The 16,509-nt window shown below is 40.1% G+C and carries 10 protein-coding genes; 3 read left to right on the top strand and 7 right to left on the bottom strand.

Features of this window, described 5'->3' with window-relative positions; all coding sequences use genetic code 11:
* Positions 1 to 124: 124 nt before the first annotated feature.
* The 7 genes from ASU03_RS06225 to ASU03_RS21740 form a co-directional block, all read right to left on the bottom strand.
* On the bottom strand, positions 125 to 553 hold the full coding sequence (locus tag ASU03_RS06225; protein ID WP_057831029.1) for a hypothetical protein: 429 nt from the start codon (positions 551 to 553) through the stop codon (positions 125 to 127).
* Between the two features lie 121 nt (positions 554 to 674).
* Positions 675 to 1,247, bottom strand: a complete 573-nt coding sequence (locus tag ASU03_RS06230; protein ID WP_057831030.1) for a hypothetical protein — start codon at positions 1,245 to 1,247, stop codon at positions 675 to 677.
* A gap of 136 nt (positions 1,248 to 1,383) precedes the next feature.
* Positions 1,384 to 1,683 carry a DUF3088 family protein gene (locus ASU03_RS06235; RefSeq protein WP_057831031.1) on the bottom strand — a complete coding sequence of 100 codons (300 nt, stop codon included), beginning with the start codon at positions 1,681 to 1,683 and terminating at the stop codon, positions 1,384 to 1,386.
* Positions 1,684 to 1,827: 144 nt separating this feature from the next.
* Positions 1,828 to 2,277 carry a hypothetical protein gene (locus ASU03_RS06240; protein WP_057831032.1) on the bottom strand — a complete coding sequence of 150 codons (450 nt, stop codon included), beginning with the start codon at positions 2,275 to 2,277 and terminating at the stop codon, positions 1,828 to 1,830.
* Between the two features lie 109 nt (positions 2,278 to 2,386).
* A complete protein-coding gene (locus ASU03_RS06245) occupies positions 2,387 to 3,190 on the bottom strand; it encodes an ankyrin repeat domain-containing protein (protein WP_057831033.1) in 804 nt (267 codons plus the stop codon).
* A 484-nt stretch (positions 3,191 to 3,674) separates the two neighbouring features.
* Positions 3,675 to 4,538, bottom strand: coding sequence for a 4'-phosphopantetheinyl transferase family protein (locus ASU03_RS06250; protein WP_057831034.1), 864 nt, complete (start codon positions 4,536 to 4,538; stop codon positions 3,675 to 3,677).
* A 309-nt stretch (positions 4,539 to 4,847) separates the two neighbouring features.
* Positions 4,848 to 4,976 (bottom strand): hypothetical protein, encoded by a 129-nt coding sequence (locus tag ASU03_RS21740; RefSeq protein WP_269432995.1) that lies wholly within the window; start codon positions 4,974 to 4,976, stop codon positions 4,848 to 4,850.
* A 34-nt stretch (positions 4,977 to 5,010) separates the two neighbouring features.
* On the opposite strand from ASU03_RS21740, the gene ASU03_RS06255 reads away from it, so the two are divergent.
* The 3 genes from ASU03_RS06255 (at position 5,011) to ASU03_RS06265 (ending at position 16,404) form a co-directional block, all read left to right on the top strand.
* On the top strand, positions 5,011 to 5,874 hold the full coding sequence (locus ASU03_RS06255; protein ID WP_057831035.1) for a transcriptional regulator: 864 nt from the start codon (positions 5,011 to 5,013) through the stop codon (positions 5,872 to 5,874).
* 130 nt (positions 5,875 to 6,004) lie between these two features.
* Positions 6,005 to 13,816, top strand: coding sequence for an SDR family NAD(P)-dependent oxidoreductase (locus ASU03_RS06260; RefSeq protein ID WP_442855130.1), 7,812 nt, complete (start codon positions 6,005 to 6,007; stop codon positions 13,814 to 13,816).
* Positions 13,816 to 16,404, top strand: a complete 2,589-nt coding sequence (locus ASU03_RS06265) for a PfaB family protein (protein ID WP_057831036.1) — start codon at positions 13,816 to 13,818, stop codon at positions 16,402 to 16,404. Before ASU03_RS06260 ends, ASU03_RS06265 begins: the two co-directional genes overlap by 1 nt.
* The last annotated feature ends 105 nt before the right edge of the window (positions 16,405 to 16,509 follow it).

Raw genomic sequence — 16,509 nt, forward strand, 5'->3', positions numbered from 1 at the left:
AGAAAGTAGCGATAATCGCGTGTATTAGAAAGCTAGTTATCACGCTCAATTCGATGGTGAGAGATGGTGTCTACTGGGATCCTAAAATGAATTAAATATTAGGGTTTGACACCATAGTCACTTGTTATGTACGGTTCCGAACTTTATTAATTGTGTATTTACCCAAAATCAATAAACCTAATAAAACTAATATATAAATAGTTACTTTAAATGCATCCATTCCCCCACCAAGAAAGCCTGATAAAGCAATAAGGTACAACAGAAACACTGATAATGAGGCGTAAATTTTTAACCTTTCAGGATTTTGATTAATAGGACGTTCTTTAACGAAAATTAATATTAAGTAAAATAATGCTGCTAAAAGTAACCCAACAACGCAAAAAATCAATATTCCTAACACAAGCCACCCACGACCGACAGAAGCGAATCCACCCGCAGACGTTGCATTTTCAAGAAGCATAAGGCAGAAAGCTATTGGAGCAAACCATAATGGAGCAAGAGAAAAAACTAATGCCTTACTTGCTTTGGTTTTTAATAAGGATGATAAGTGCATATTTAAACCTGAATTTTACCACTGAGTACATAACGCCCAAATAATGGGCAAATAATAGTTGGTTAAAATAGGCGACGCAGGAGCAAAAACCAACTGTTATTTGTCCTGATTAATTTGCTTGTTATATTGCTTTTACAGGAATCTTCCAAGTTCTCTCTACAAACTCCATTGATTCAGTAAACTTGAATGAAGCCTCATAGCTACATTTACCTCGGGGGGAAAACGAGGAAAACCCATTACTAGACTCAGGGAGCCGTTTTGGTATATTAATATCAAACTCTATAAGAGTTATATTATTTATAAAATGGATTGTTGGCTCAATGGTCGTTTTCCAAACAATTCTAATGCCTGAAGAGTCACCATGAGATCGAAGACAACTCAATTTAATCTCTTTAACTTTATTAAAATTCTTTCGGTTTATTATGATTTTAGCTTTCGTTACTTGACCCTTTTTGCAGTAATTAGAGTTTAGTTCTAATGGGGTTTTCCCTAACATTTTATACTTTCTATCTTGATAGGCACCCATAAAATATAGTCCTAATGTCGGGATCATGAAAAACACAAAAAAGCCGATTAGTTTGAAATCAGAGACAAATAGAATAGTTGCCATAACCCCAAAACCAATGCCCATACTTTTTAGTAATTTACCTAAGATTCTTTCTTGGCTTAGAATTATTCGCTTAGAAGCACCCATGTTGATTCCATTCCCTATGGCAATATAACGCCCAAATAATGGGCAAATAGCAGTTGGTTAAAATAGGCGACGCAGGAGCAAAAACCAACTGTTATTTGTCCTGATTAATTTGCTTGTTAGGCTTACTTTGCTCGAACTATGGGTGTACCGCAGCCCCACCAAATTCATTTGCTAAATAGTTAATAATTTCCACTGGTTCAGTGATCGTCTCATTATTTTCAAGTATAAGTACAGGAAGCCACTGGTTACCTTCACCTAAAATATCCACTACTTCTTGTCTTGGTTTTTGGAACTCTATACGGCGAATATCCACCATACTCTCCCAGTGCGTGTTTACTGATAATGCACCTTCAATAAGTGCACAATGTGAACATAGCCACCTTTTTCCGGGACCATCTTCAAATGGCATTTTTAAAACAAATAATTTCGGTTTCATCAAATACTACTCTAAGTATATATACACAAATTGCCTGTAAGCCTAACGCCCCATTAAGAGGCAATAAAATAGTTTGCTAAAATGTTTGAGGAACGAAAACAGCAAACTGTTTTTTGTCCTTTTGAATGGCTTGTTAGCTTTTTATTACTCCGGCATTAGAAAAGCAAATGCATTTATTAAAGCGTGAATTGAAAAAACTATTATATATGCATCTTTTCTCGAAACCTTATCCCAAACTTGAAAAGCAATTGAGAAGACTAAAAAAGTAAAAAATGTAACAAGCCCCCAAACAGGTATTAATAATGAATGTAAACCAGCCCAAAATAAAGCGCTAACAAAACAAATAATACCGAATTTATTAGTGAATGATTTTATTACACTAAAACTTAAGGTCATTAAGAGAGTTTCAATAAATGGACCAAAAATAATAACACTAAAAAAACTTAATATAGTTAATTCAGAATCAGGGCTTTCTGATAACGGAAAAAAAATATGCACACCGTAAGCAGCAGGTAGTGCCAAACAAAGAGCTAATATGAATGATTGAATCACATACAGATATTTTGGTTGATGAGTATTAAATAGAAATAGCACAAATAATCCTTTATAAAGCTAACGCCGCATTAAGCGGAAAATTACTGTTGGCTAAAATGTTTGAGGCACGAAAAACAGCCAACTGTAAATTTTCCGTTTAAATGCCTTGTTATGTTTTTTTACTTAAACGCTCCACCATGTCATTATCAAAATAGCTATCGTATTCTTTTAACATATTCCTAAGTTTCTTAGCAAAATACAGAGCCTTTTTAACTGTTTCTTTTTCATATGGCACATCTATTGAGTTATTCAAAAAATACATAACTTCAAGGCGTCCACTATAATTGAAATTATAAGTGGTAAGGTCTGGAAGTTGTTTCCCTGCGGCAAATGTCAATGCAGTGGAGCCATCAGCTAATTTTTTCTTTGGATCAGCACCAAGTTTGATTAAGTGGCAAACTGACCGAGCATCACCATAAGAAGAAACTTCCATTAATAAAGATGAATCCTTATTGCTTTTACCTGTAAAATCTATTTCACCACCTTTAGATAGTAAATACTTGATTGTTACAAAGCATAGGTCATAACAATTACGGTATTGTTTACAAGCGTTCCCCATTTTTTTAATCATTAAGCTATATTTTTCAGCTTTAATGAAAAAACCTAGCTCCTCAAAAATATTTAATACATCTATTATCCTTTCTTCAGCATCATTAGAGTAAATCAAGGTTTCATAAAATTCATTTCTATTTGGTAACTTTGGTACATGACCAAAAATACTTTTAATAAATTCAAGTGATCCTTTAGAAATTACAACGTCAAGAATATAATGTTGATAGAAATTTTTCTTAAGGAGGAGTTTTGTATCAAGTTCACTTAAGATAAGTTTCTCGGCATCGTTGATACTTTTTCGCTTAGGCTCTTCTACCTCTTCTAGATTATCAATAAGTTCATAAAGTTCATCTACATTCATAACACCTCCCTGTTGTTCACTCGCAAGCTGAGCATCACCACTAAAACATAACAGCGTATTAGTAGGAATTTTTCCTTATTTAAACACGGAAAAATTCATACTTTCATGTTTTTTGTTAAAAAACAACAGTACAACAGATTTATCGGATAATCAATAACTTATACATTCAACTACCAAGCTGGTTGATGTGTGAAAGCAGGAATTATTCCCGTTTTCTTGTAGAAAGAAATAAGTAGCAGTGGCTGTTTATTTATACAGTGCTTTTGAGTTATTTATTAAGATTATTTGGTTATTAAAAATTATTTTTTAGAACACGTTAAACAGCTTTACTAAAACTTGAACAACAACAGGACTAATTTACCTAAGTCAGGATTTAATTAACTCTTAAGTCGCGGTATATCAAGGTATGCTAGTTCAACCATCCAAATAAGGATGTAATACCGCTAGGAAATCAGTAGCTAACAGTGTAAACCACAATTTGTGCCTATATTTCTCGGTAACCAAGTAAGGGTAGGGTGTTGAAGAAGCGTAATTGGTAATCAGCCTTTTGATTATCGCCTTTTTCGGTTGATTTTTTAGTCCTTAAAGAGATGGCAATACGGTGCTCTTGGTTTTCATCAATTGCTGCCGTTGGGTAAACTAACCAGCTACGCCATATTCGTGGTTCATCTACTCGATGTGCTGCAAAGCTCAGGCTAATATTCTGCTTGATGGTAAATAGGTTTTTATGTTTGTATTCGGTGTCAGTAATACTGAAACTGAAATCCTTAAGTGGTATCGCTAAACCCAAACCCCACGCTTTAATATAAGACTCTTTTAAGGTCCAATAATCAAAAAATCGATTGCGTTGTTGTGCTAGTGGCAGTGCGAAAAGTTCCTGGCTTTCTTTAGGGGAAAAATAACGTTCGGCAATGGCTAATACGTCATTGCTACGGCCGGTATTTTCAACGTCACAGCCAATATCATCTTCAAGCGTTATCGCACAAATAATGAGGTTTTTGGTATGGCTGATATTAAAGCGTAATGGTAGTGGGCAATTAACGATTTCCGGTTTATCTTTTTCACCTTTTTCAAATTGCCAATCCTGTGGCGCTATATCCGCATAATAAGACAATAAGTCACGTATAAAAGCGCGAGTAATCAAGGCATCGTGCCTGTCCTTAACAAACTTATATCGTTGCTGTTTTGCTGTTTCTTTACTGGTTAGTAATGTTGCGTAAGTTGTTAATAGCTCATCATTACCCAGTAACTCTTCCGGCTTGGTCATCCATAAATGAATTTCATTGTTAGCTAGGGTGAGCTTTTTTTTTGATCTAGTTGAAAGTTCAGCTTGAGAGAATGAGGTCATAAAGTATCGGTAGCTTGTGTTGTTTATTTAACGTGTAGTTAATGTTTACTGAAAGATAATTTTATCATAAAGAGTTCAGTGGTAATTTTTTTTTATGGGTTTATTTAATGTTGTTAAATGTAAAAAATAGCTAGCTGTCATTAGTGCTAGCTATTTGACAGTATACACCGCTAACAGTACAGATATCTTGCCAACTGGTCGAACAGATGAGTTAAGACCTTAGTCTATTTTAGTGAAAATCATGTATCGGGTGATTGTGTTGGATTTGAAACCTGTGTATATTAGCCGCGGTAAGTCATTTGTCGTGTCTTATTTACTCATGAATATAACGGAAAAAATATACCGATGAAAATGAGCAAGCAAACTACAAGTACTATCACGCATGATGCCCATGCGACTAGCACGTTCCTTAAAAATGAGCTGCGAGCTGTTATTCATGTGAACATTACCTTAAGCAATATCCGAGTGATAAATGACTAAGCAACATGCGAATGCAACGACCACACCCGAAATGAGGGCGTTTATCCACGAGTCAGCGCTTCCGACCGCTGTGCTTGCCCGTTTATTGAAAATCTCCGAATCAACCGTACGTAAATGGCGTAAACGAGAATCTCTTGCCGATGCGTCTCACGTACCTAAGCAGTTAAATACCACCTTAAGCGAAGCGCAAGAGTATGTTGTTGTTGAGTTGAGAACACGTTTATTACTGTCGCTTGATGAATTGCTCGCGGTGAGCAAACAGTTTATTAACGTCAATGTATCCCGTGCGGGTCTGCAACGTTGTTTAAAGCGTCATGGTGTTTCACGCCTTACTGATATGCAAGAGGGTGGCGAAATGCGTGATGCCGATAGTGTTGCTGATGAAACAGTGGCCGTGGCAATTGAAGACACTAAAGAAAATAAGCTACTTGTCTCTCAGCTATCACCCTCAGCTATGCGTGAGGTCTTAAATAAAAGTAATAATTTATCACCCGATGAAGTGGTACAGATAAAAGTTACCCAATTACCTCACTTTGCAGACGAAAGCAAAGTTAAAACAGCAACGGCAGATGCAGGTAAAAGTTCAGAGCACCGCCGTTTATTAATTGCCAATGATCCCAGTTCCAATTGGGTTTATGTGGATATTTATGATGGCAATGAGCGAGAAGCCGCCAGCCGTTACATGAGTTACGTACTCACCAAAGCCCCATTTCATATTCGCCGCATTTTAGCGGGGAACTATGCCGAATTTTTAAGTCGTTTTCGTTTATTAAATGAAAGTCCAGATGAAGCCAGTGCGCTGTCTTCCAACCGTGATGATCAAAATATCGATAGCGAAAATGCAAATAAATACTAACAGTAGAGTAATATTAATGGCTAAAAAACAGCAAAAATCATCAAAAACTGCATCAAAAACAACAAATATGGATAACGAGGAACAAAGCTTTAATTCTCGTTTGCAAGAATGTCCAATTGCTATTATTGGCATGGCCTCTATTTTTGCCGATGCAAAAAACCTAGAAAATTATTGGGATAACATTTTTGAGTCAGTAGATGGAATTAAAGATGTTCCTAGTGATCGCTGGGCCATTGATGATTATTACTCAAGCAATCCAAAAGATGCCGATAAAACCTACTGTAAGCGTGGTGGTTTTTTACCAGAAATTGATTTTGATCCGATGGAATTTGGTCTGCCACCAAATATTTTAGAATTAACCGATATCGCGCAATTATTATCACTAGTGGTTGCTCGTGATGTTTTAAATGATGCCGGCATTGGTGATGGCTCAGGTTATGACCGCGATAAAATCGGTATTACTTTAGGTGTCGGTGGTGGACAAAAACAAATTTCACCACTAACGTCTCGTTTGCAAGGCCCAGTATTAGAAAAAGTATTAAAAGCGTCAGGAGTTGACGCCGAAGATCGCGCCATGATCATCGAAAAATTCAAGAAAGCTTATATCGGTTGGGAAGAAAACTCATTTCCTGGCATGTTAGGTAACGTAATTGCTGGTCGTATTGCTAACCGTTTTGATTTTGGTGGTACTAACTGTGTGGTTGATGCGGCTTGTGCGGGCTCATTAGCGGCGATTAAATTAGCCGTATCTGATTTATTAGAATATCGCTCAGAAGTGATGATCTCTGGTGGTGTTTGTTGTGATAACTCACCCTTTATGTATATGTCGTTCTCAAAAACACCGGCTTTCACCACAGGTGAAGATATTCGTCCCTTTGATAATGACTCAAAAGGCATGATGATAGGTGAAGGTATCGGCATGATGGCCTTTAAACGCTTAGAAGATGCTGAGCGTGATGGCGATAAAATTTATGCGGTACTTAAAGGTATTGGTACCTCTTCAGATGGTCGTTTTAAATCTATCTATGCACCACGTCCAGACGGACAAGCTAAAGCGTTAAAACGTGCCTATGATGATGCCGGATTTGACCCGCGTACTTGTGGTTTAATTGAAGCGCACGGCACGGGTACTAAAGCTGGCGATGCGGCTGAATTTGGTGGTTTAATTAAACATTTTGGTTTGAACAACAAACAAACTCAACATATAGCTATGGGCTCGGTGAAGTCACAAATTGGCCATACCAAAGCAGCTGCCGGCTCTGCGGGTATGATTAAAGCGGTGTTAGCACTACATCATAAAGTATTGCCAGCGACCATTCATATCGACCAACCCAATACGTCACTAGACATTGAAAATAGCCCAATGTATTTGAACAATGAAACCCGTCCATGGATGACGCGCGAAGATGGTTTACCACGTCGCGCCGGTGTTAGTTCATTCGGTTTTGGTGGCACTAACTACCACATAGTATTAGAAGAATATACGCCAACAGCACAAGGCCAGTATCGTTTAAATGCCGTACCACAAACTATTTTAGTGACGGCGAGCAATGAACAAGGCTTAGTAAGTACCTTAACCGACTGGAAAAGTAAATTAACCATTGATAGTGATGCTCAGCCTTATGCATTTAATGCCTTAGTGACCGAAAACACTTTATCAACACCTGCTAGCGACCTAGCCCGTTGTGGGTTTGTTGCTAAAAATGCCGATGAAGCCATTAAGATGATTGATAGCGCATTAAAACAGTTTGCTGACAAAGCAGGCAGTAAAGACTGGTCAGTACCAACCGGCATTTATTACCGACAATCTGCTTTAGCGTTAACCGGTAAAGTGGTGGCGTTATTTTCCGGTCAAGGTTCACAATACGTTAACATGGGTCGAGAGCTTGCCTGTAATTTCCCCAGTGTTATGCAAGCAGCGCAAGATATGGATACTGAATTTGCTAATGCCGGTTTAGGCCAATTAACCCCAACTACTTATCCTATTCCAGTTTTTAGTGATGATGCCCGTAAAGCACAAGATGAAGCGTTACGTTTAACGCAACACGCGCAACCTGCTATTGGCACCTTAAGTGTTGGCCTATATAAAACCTTTATTAATGCCGGTTTTAAAGCTGACTTTACTGCCGGACATAGTTTTGGTGAATTAACAGCGCTTTGGGCAGCGGGTGTATTAAACGAGCAAGATTACATGATGTTGGCTCGTAGTCGCGGTCAAGCCATGGCTGCGCCGAAAGACAGCTCGGTTGATACCGGTACTATGATTGCCGTTGTGGGAGCAGCGGATAAAGTAGCGGCTGATATTAAAGACATTAAAGATATTTCAATTGCTAATTACAATTCGAATAACCAAGTAGTGGTTGCCGGGGTAACCAGTCAAATAGCCATTGCCATTGAAGAGCTTAAAGCTAAAGGTTATAAGGTTGTGCCTTTACCAGTATCGGCGGCGTTCCATACACCACTGGTTGGTCATGCACAAAAACCCTTTAGCGACGCAATCGATAAGGCTAAGTTCAATAAGCCTGTTGTACCGGTTTATTCAAATGGCACGGCAAAAGCCCATTCCAACAAACCAGCGGATATTAAAAAGGCACTGAAAAAGCATATTTTAGAAGCAGTACATTTTAATGAAGAAATTGACAATATTTACGCAGATGGCGGTCGAATCTTTGTTGAGTTTGGACCAAAAAATGTGTTAACCAAACTGGTTGAAAACATCTTAAAAGATAAAGACGATGTTGTTGCTATCGCCGTTAATGCCAATCCTAAAAAATCAGCCGATATGCAAATGCGCCAAGCCGCAGTACAAATGGCGGTATTAGGTTTAGCGCTTAATGAGATTGACCCGTACAGCGCGATAAAACGCCCTTTAAAGCCAGTTAAAATGTCACCACTAGCAATGAAGCTTACCGGTGCCTCTTATGTTAGCCCTAAAACAAAAAAAGCGTTTGATGATGCTTTAAATGATGGTTGGACTATTAAACAAGCGCATACTACACCTGTTGCTGTGCCAGAGGCGCAAGTTAAAATAGTAGAAAAAATTGTTGAAGTAGAACGCATTGTTGAAGTTGAGAAGATTGTTTATTTGAACCTTGATGGCAGTATTGCTGACCCAAGCCAGATAACCGCTCCAACTACCAGTGATGCTAATGGCTTAGTGAGCAGTATTGAACGCAGTGTTAGTCAGTTTGTCGATCATCAGCAACAGTTATTAAATGTGCATGAGCAATACATGCAAGGTCCAAAAGACTACGCGAAAACGTTTGATGCGGTACTTTCTTCACAAGAGCCAGGTGAATTACCTGAAAGTCTCGATCGTACCTTAGGCATGTACCACGAGTTCCAATCAGAAACTTTACGTGTCCATGAGCAATATCTAAATAATCAAACCGATAATATGGCTGCCATGTTGTCGACTGCTGAAACAAATGCACCAGCAACGCCAGCTCCGGTTGCAGTTAAAACAGCCGAAGTTAAAGCGCAAGTAGCTGCACCAACAATGCCAAAAGTAGCGCAACCAGCACCGGTAACTACGGTAGCTCCTGTAGCTTCTCCGATAGTGCAAACGCCAGCGCCGATATCAACAGTGGCAACCGCTGCAGCACTCGCACCTGTGGCTGAAACTGTTGTTGCCGTTGCCATTGAAACAGCTCCAGTAGCATCGATTGATTTACAAAAGATTCAAACAGTGATGCTGGATGTAGTTGCCGACAAAACTGGCTATCCAACGGAAATGCTTGAGCTTGAAATGGATATGGAAGCAGATTTAGGTATCGACTCCATTAAACGTGTTGAAATCTTAGGTGCGGTGCAAGAATTAATTCCTGACTTACCTGAGCTTAACCCAGAAGATTTAGCTGAATTACGCACCTTGGGCGAAATTGTTGACTATATGAAGTCTAAAGCTGAATCAGTTGCGCCAAGTGCGTCAGCTAATGAAAGCGCGCCAGCACTGCACTTAGTTGAGACAGATACTGCCAGTGTTCCAGCCATTGATTTAAAACACATCCAAAGCGTGATGATGGATGTGGTCGCTGAAAAAACGGGTTACCCAACGGAAATGCTTGAGCTTGACATGGATATGGAAGCAGATTTAGGTATCGACTCCATTAAACGTGTTGAAATTTTAGGGGCTGTGCAAGAAACTATTCCAGACCTTCCTGAGCTTAACCCAGAAGATTTAGCCGAGTTAAGAACCTTAGGCGAAATCGTTTCTTACATGCAAAGTAAAGTTGCAGCAGCTCCAGTAGTTGTTGCTGCAAGTGCGCCAAGAGCTTCAGCCATAGAAAGTGAAAGTGCGCCAGCGAATGAAAGTGCACCAGCCATTGACCTTGAACACATTCAATCAGTGATGATGACAGTAGTTGCTGAGAAAACCGGTTATCCAACGGAAATGTTAGAGCTTGACATGGACATGGAAGCAGATTTAGGTATCGACTCCATTAAACGTGTTGAAATCTTAGGTGCTGTACAAGAAACCATCCCAGATTTGCCTGAGCTTAACCCTGAAGATTTAGCTGAGTTACGTACCTTAGGCGAAATTGTAGCTTACATGCAATCTAAAGTAGCAGCGGCTCCTACAGCTGTTGTAGCAAGTGCGCCAAGAGCTTCAGCCATAGAAAGTGTTACAGCTGCACCAACAATTGACCTTGAACACATCCAATCAGTAATGATGACAGTAGTAGCCGAGAAAACCGGTTACCCCACGGAAATGCTTGAGCTAGAAATGGACATGGAAGCAGATTTAGGTATCGACTCTATTAAACGTGTTGAAATCTTAGGTGCTGTACAAGAGACTATTCCAGATTTACCAGAGCTTAATCCAGAAGATTTAGCTGAGCTACGTACCTTGGGCGAAATTGTTAGTTACATGCAATCTAAAGTAGCAGCAACTCCTGTAGCTAATGAAACTGTAAGCACAGCAGTTAGTGCGTCAGCCAATGAAAGTGCTCAAGCTAATACAGCTGCACCAACAATTGACCTTGAACACATCCAATCAGTGATGATGACAGTGGTTGCCGAGAAAACCGGTTACCCCACGGAAATGTTAGAGCTTGAAATGGATATGGAAGCAGACTTAGGTATCGACTCTATTAAACGTGTTGAAATCTTAGGTGCTGTACAAGAGACTATTCCAGATTTGCCTGAGCTTAACCCAGAAGATTTAGCTGAATTAAGAACGTTAGGCGAAATCGTTAGTTATATGCAGTCTAAAGTTGCACCGACCGAGCCGACTGACCCAAAAGGTCCTGGCGCTAAAACAGTACCAGTAGCTGAAAAAGCTAGCGACGTTAGTGCCAGCTTTCAAGGGGCACCTAGTGCAACAGTGGCGTTAACTGCATTATCTTCAATTAATAAAATAGTTCAAGACTTAACAGGTAATGGTGGAGCAAACGCGCTAGTCGTCGATGACGGCACTGGCACAGCAGTGGCACTAAGTGCCAAGCTTATTAAACAAGGTTGGCAGGTCACCGCCTTAAAACCTAACTGGGTGGTGAGTAGCTCTAAAAAAGCCTTTAGCAAAGCCGTTAATGTTATTGAAATTGGCAGCAGCGAAAAAACACTTGATGAAGGACAAATTAAAGACATCATCGAAAATAACGAACAACTTGATGCGGTTATTTATCTGCAAAGTAAGCAAACCGTTGATGCTATTGAATACCCAGCAGCGGCAAAACAAGGCTTAATGTTAGCCTTTGTTTTAGCCAAACTGTGTAAGGTTAAGAATGCGACTAAAGCACGTGCTTCCTTTGTTGTGGTAACACGTCAAGGTGGCGCGTTAGGTTTTGCTAATGCCGAGGGTGCGAATCTAGTTAAGGCTGATGTTAAAGCGGATTTAGTACAAGCCGGTTTAGCCGGTTTGGTGAAAACCCTGTCTCATGAATGGGGCTCTTCTCAAGGTAAAGGAGAGGATAGTGTTTTCTGTCGTATTGTTGATTTATCAAGTAAATTAGCCGCAGATAAAGCGGCGACTATTATCAGTGATGAATTACTTGATATCGATACAACAACCATAGAAGTTGCTCACGATACTGACAACCTTAGCAACAACACGGGAACACGTTTAACGCTAACCGGTGTGGCTACCGACAGTTATGCACTGGCAACTGGCTCAAGTATTGATAACAAGTCAGTATTTTTAGTCAGTGGTGGCGCAAAAGGCGTAACCGCCCATTGTGTTATCGAAATTGCTAAACAATACCAGTCTACTTTTATCCTACTAGGTCGTAGTGTCTTTGACGAAAATGAGCCAAGCTGGGCACAAGGTATTACGGAAGAAGTAGCGCTGAAAAAAGCCGCGATGCAAGCCTTGATAGCCGCAGGTGATAAACCAACGCCAGTGAAAGTGACACAATTTGTTCGTCCAGTATTGGCAAATCGTGAAATTTCCAAAACATTAACGGCTATTAAAGCTGCTGGCGGCCAAGCACAATATGCTGCTGCCGATGTTACTAACAGTGATAGTGTTACTACTGCTGTTGCGACCATTATTAAAGACTTTGGCGCTGACTATGCAAAAATTACCGGCATTATCCATGGCGCTGGCGTGTTAGCTGATAAGTTTATCGAGCAAAAAACGCTAGAAGAATTTAATGCGGTATACAGCACAAAAATTGATGGTCTGTTATCACTACTTGCTGCTACCGAGCAAAAGAATATTAAACACCTGGTTTTATTCTCCTCAGCAGCAGGTTTCTACGGCAATCCAGGTCAGTCTGATTACTCAATTGCTAACGATATTTTAAATAAAACTGCTTATCGCTTTAAAGCATTAAACCCAAGTGCGCAAGTGCTTAGCTTTAACTGGGGTCCTTGGGATGGTGGCATGGTAACACCTGAACTTAAACGTATGTTTAACGACCGTGGTGTTTATATTATTCCGCTTGATGCTGGCGCAAAATTATTGGTCAGTGAATTAGCGGCGGACAATAACCGTTGTGCACAAATTCTTGTTGGTAATGACCTTTCTAAAGACCAAGCAGCAGGTGACTCTGTAAAAAAGCCACAAGTTAGTCGCTTAACAATAAGTGTTAGTAAAACACTTTTAGCGACTAACAATGCTTTTTTAGCTGACCACACTATTGGTGATGAGCAAGTATTACCAACTGTGTGTGCTATTGCCTGGATGCAAGATGCCAGCGAACAAGCTTATCAAGGTTATCACTACCAAGGTTTAGAAAATTACAAACTCTTTAAAGGCATCATCTTTGATGGCAATGAAGCGAGTGATTATAAAATTGACATGAACGCCGAAGTGTTTGACGATGGCGTTCGTTTAGTGGTTGAAACTAAGATCTCAAGCATCAATGCGCAAGGTAAAACCGTATTTCATTATGGCGCACAGCTGACGTTAGTGAACAAGTTAGCCGTTAGTCCAACGGTTGAGTTAACAGTACCGACTACAGGTGAAAGTGCCGCGGAACTTTATAGCAACGGCACATTATTCCATGGGCCAAGCTTACAAGGCATAAGTGAAATACTTGAGTGTAACGAGCAAGGGTTATTATTAAGTTGCCAAGTACCGGAAGTAGCCAGTGCTAAGCAAGGTGAATTCGCGCTGCCATGTTTAGGCAATATCATAGGCAAAAACCAAAGTAACATTTTCGCCAATGACCTTGCTTACCAAGCGATGTTGGTGTGGGTGAAAAAACAACTCGGTTTAGGCAGTTTGCCTTCAAGTACGCAAAGCTGGACGGTATATCGTGAAGTAGCGCTTGGAGAACGTTTTTACCTGCAGTTAACCGTGGTTAAAAGCTCGGCAAAAGGCAAACAACGTGGTTCGTTAGTGGCAGACATACAATTTATTGCTGAAAATAAGCAAGTATTGTCTGAATTAAAGTCCGCTAAAGTGACCGCCAGTGCCAATTTAAATGAGTTGTTTCTTCCCAAAGTTACGCCTAAAAGTACGGCTAAAAAGGGCAACGATGAGGCAAGTGCTTAATGGCGAAAGGTAATTATAGCAGCGCCATTATTGGTTTAGATGCACAATTTGAAAACCAATTCACTGTTCAAAATAATATTGATAATGTCGAGCGAGCGCTATATCTAGGTAAAAATTTAGGTAAAGAGCAAGGCCAAGGGCAAGGTGAAGAGCAAGATAAAGTGCTGACCCTAAGCGTTAAAGCATCTGTTGAGCGAATGGCGCTTGCTAATAAAGTAAACAGCGCTGATATCAAGGTTATCCTTCTTGCTGAAAGCGCTGTCAGCGAAATGGTCGACATTGATGTTGATGTAGATAGTGCAATTGTGGTGAGTTCATTCGCTCAGGCCATGTTACAAATTGATGTGCTTATTGGCCAACATGCCTTAGTGGCCTTAGTTGGTGTTAACTTAGCTGAAAGTCTTAGCCACGTTTTGTCAGCAGAGCCAGGGCAACAAAGTTCTGCTGGGAATGACTTAGCCGTAGATACAGTAACTACTATCAGTTTTGATGAGAACTTTAGCGGTTATCAAAACTGTCATGGCCTAGCCGCGATATTATTTGCCTCGATAAGTTTTGCGCAAAGCAATAACAGTTATGTTTATTCATGGTTAAAAGGTTTTGCCGTTGGTGATGAGGTCACTAATTCTACTGAGGTGACCGAGGTTACTGCATCAGCACTAGATAATGCTCAAGTTAGCGCTAATGATATTGCTTTGTTAGAAGTTTCAGCCTTAGCGGATAGCAAGCTTGCCACGGCTGAGTCTAGCGGTTTAATTGCCAGTTATGCTCATCAGAAAAAACTAAACACGGCCGTTTCCTGTGCCCGTAGTCTTACCGGTGAAGGTGCGGGTTTTTCGCAAGTATTCGGACTGTTACGTACTATTATTGCTTTGCAGCAGCGATATATTCCTGCTATCACTGACTGGCAACAGCCAGCAGAAAATGAGCTAATACACTGGCAAAACTCAAGTTTTTACCTAGCTACCGAGGCTAGACCTTGGTATCCACATCCAGCGGGTAATGCTCATCTTGCCGCTTATAGTTGTTTGGCGGCTAACAATGATTACTGCCATGTGATATTGGCAGAAAACAAAATTATTGTTGCCGGTGAAAAACATCCCTTGGTGGATATTCGTGACAATGGTTTTATTGCTTGCAGTGATTTGAAAATGGTACTGGTGGCAGCAGATAACCAGCAAAGCTTATTATCAAAGCTCACTGAGCTTGAAAGCTCCCTACAAAAGCATGCGCAATCAATTCAAGCTATTGCGCTCAGTTATTACCAGCAAGCTAAATCTATAAAAAACACCTACAGTATTGTGTTGTTATGTGAATCAAAAACCGAGTTATTAAAAGAAGTAGCTTCGGCTAAGTCAGGTATTGTTACTGCACTGGCAACGGGTAAAGAATGGCGAACGCCAAAAGGCAGTTATTTTACCCCCAAGCCGGTAAATAGAGATGGAGATACCAACAATGTCTCGTTTTTATATCCGGGTATTGGCGCGACTTATATAGGTTTAGGTCGCGATTTATTGCACTTATTTCCTGAAATATATCAAGATGTTGCCAATTTAGCTGATGATATTGGCGCCAGTTTAAAAGATACCTTATTAAATCCCCGCTCGGTTGTTCGACCTAGTTTTAAAGCCCTTAAACAGCTTGATTTAGACTTGCGCGGTAATTTAGCCGATATCGCTGAAGCAGGGGTTGGTTTTGCTTGTGTCTTTACCAAAGTCTTTGAAAATGTTTTTAAACTTAAAGCTGACTTTGCCACAGGTTATAGCATGGGCGAAGTGAGTATGTATGCGGCGTTAGGTGCGTGGCAGCAACCGGGTTTAATGAGCGCACGTTTAGCCAATTCTGACACCTTTAATGAACGTTTATGTGGTGATTTATTAACGCTGCGTGAACATTGGGGCTTACCTGAACTTAGCGAAACGACCGGTAAAAATGATGAGTTTATTTGGGAAACCTACACCATTAAAGCAACGTTAGCTGAAGTTATAGCTGCCAGTGAAGGTGAAGACCGAGTTTATTGCACCATAATCAACACCCCAGACAGCTTATTAATTGCCGGCTACCCAGAAGATTGCCTACGGGTCATTAAAAAGTTAGGTGTACGCGCTATGGCGTTAAACATGGCTAATGCGATTCATAGTGCACCGGCAAATATCGAATATGATGATATGGTTGAACTTTATACCATGGACGTGACGAGTCGTTTGCCCACAAAAATGTACTCAAGCTCGTGTTACTTACCTATACCACAGTTGAGTAAAGCCATTGCTCACAGTGTCGCTAAATGCTTGTGTGAACGCGTTGATTTCCCTCGTTTGATTAATACCATGTATGACCAAGGTGCACGGGTATTTATTGAAATGGGGCCTGGTCGTTCATTGTGTAGTTGGACTGATAAGATTTTAGACTTTGACCTTGACGGTAAGGGTAATGGCCAGCGTAAACCTCGTGTTGCTGTGCCAGTTAATGCCAAAGGCACCAGTGATGAATTAACCTATTTTAGAGCCGTGGCAAAATTGATAAGCCATGGCGTGAAGCTAGATCTACGTCGCTTATTTTATGGTTCAATCATAGTACAGAAAAAATAAAAAATTGGCTACAGGACAATCAACTCCATGCATTGTCTAATAAATGCCATCCATGGCATGTTCGATAAAATAATTCGAGTATGACGAAATTAGGCTGTTTGAATA

The sequence above is a fragment of the Colwellia sp. TT2012 genome (genome assembly GCF_001440345.1).
Classification (GTDB): Bacteria; Pseudomonadota; Gammaproteobacteria; order Enterobacterales; family Alteromonadaceae; genus Colwellia.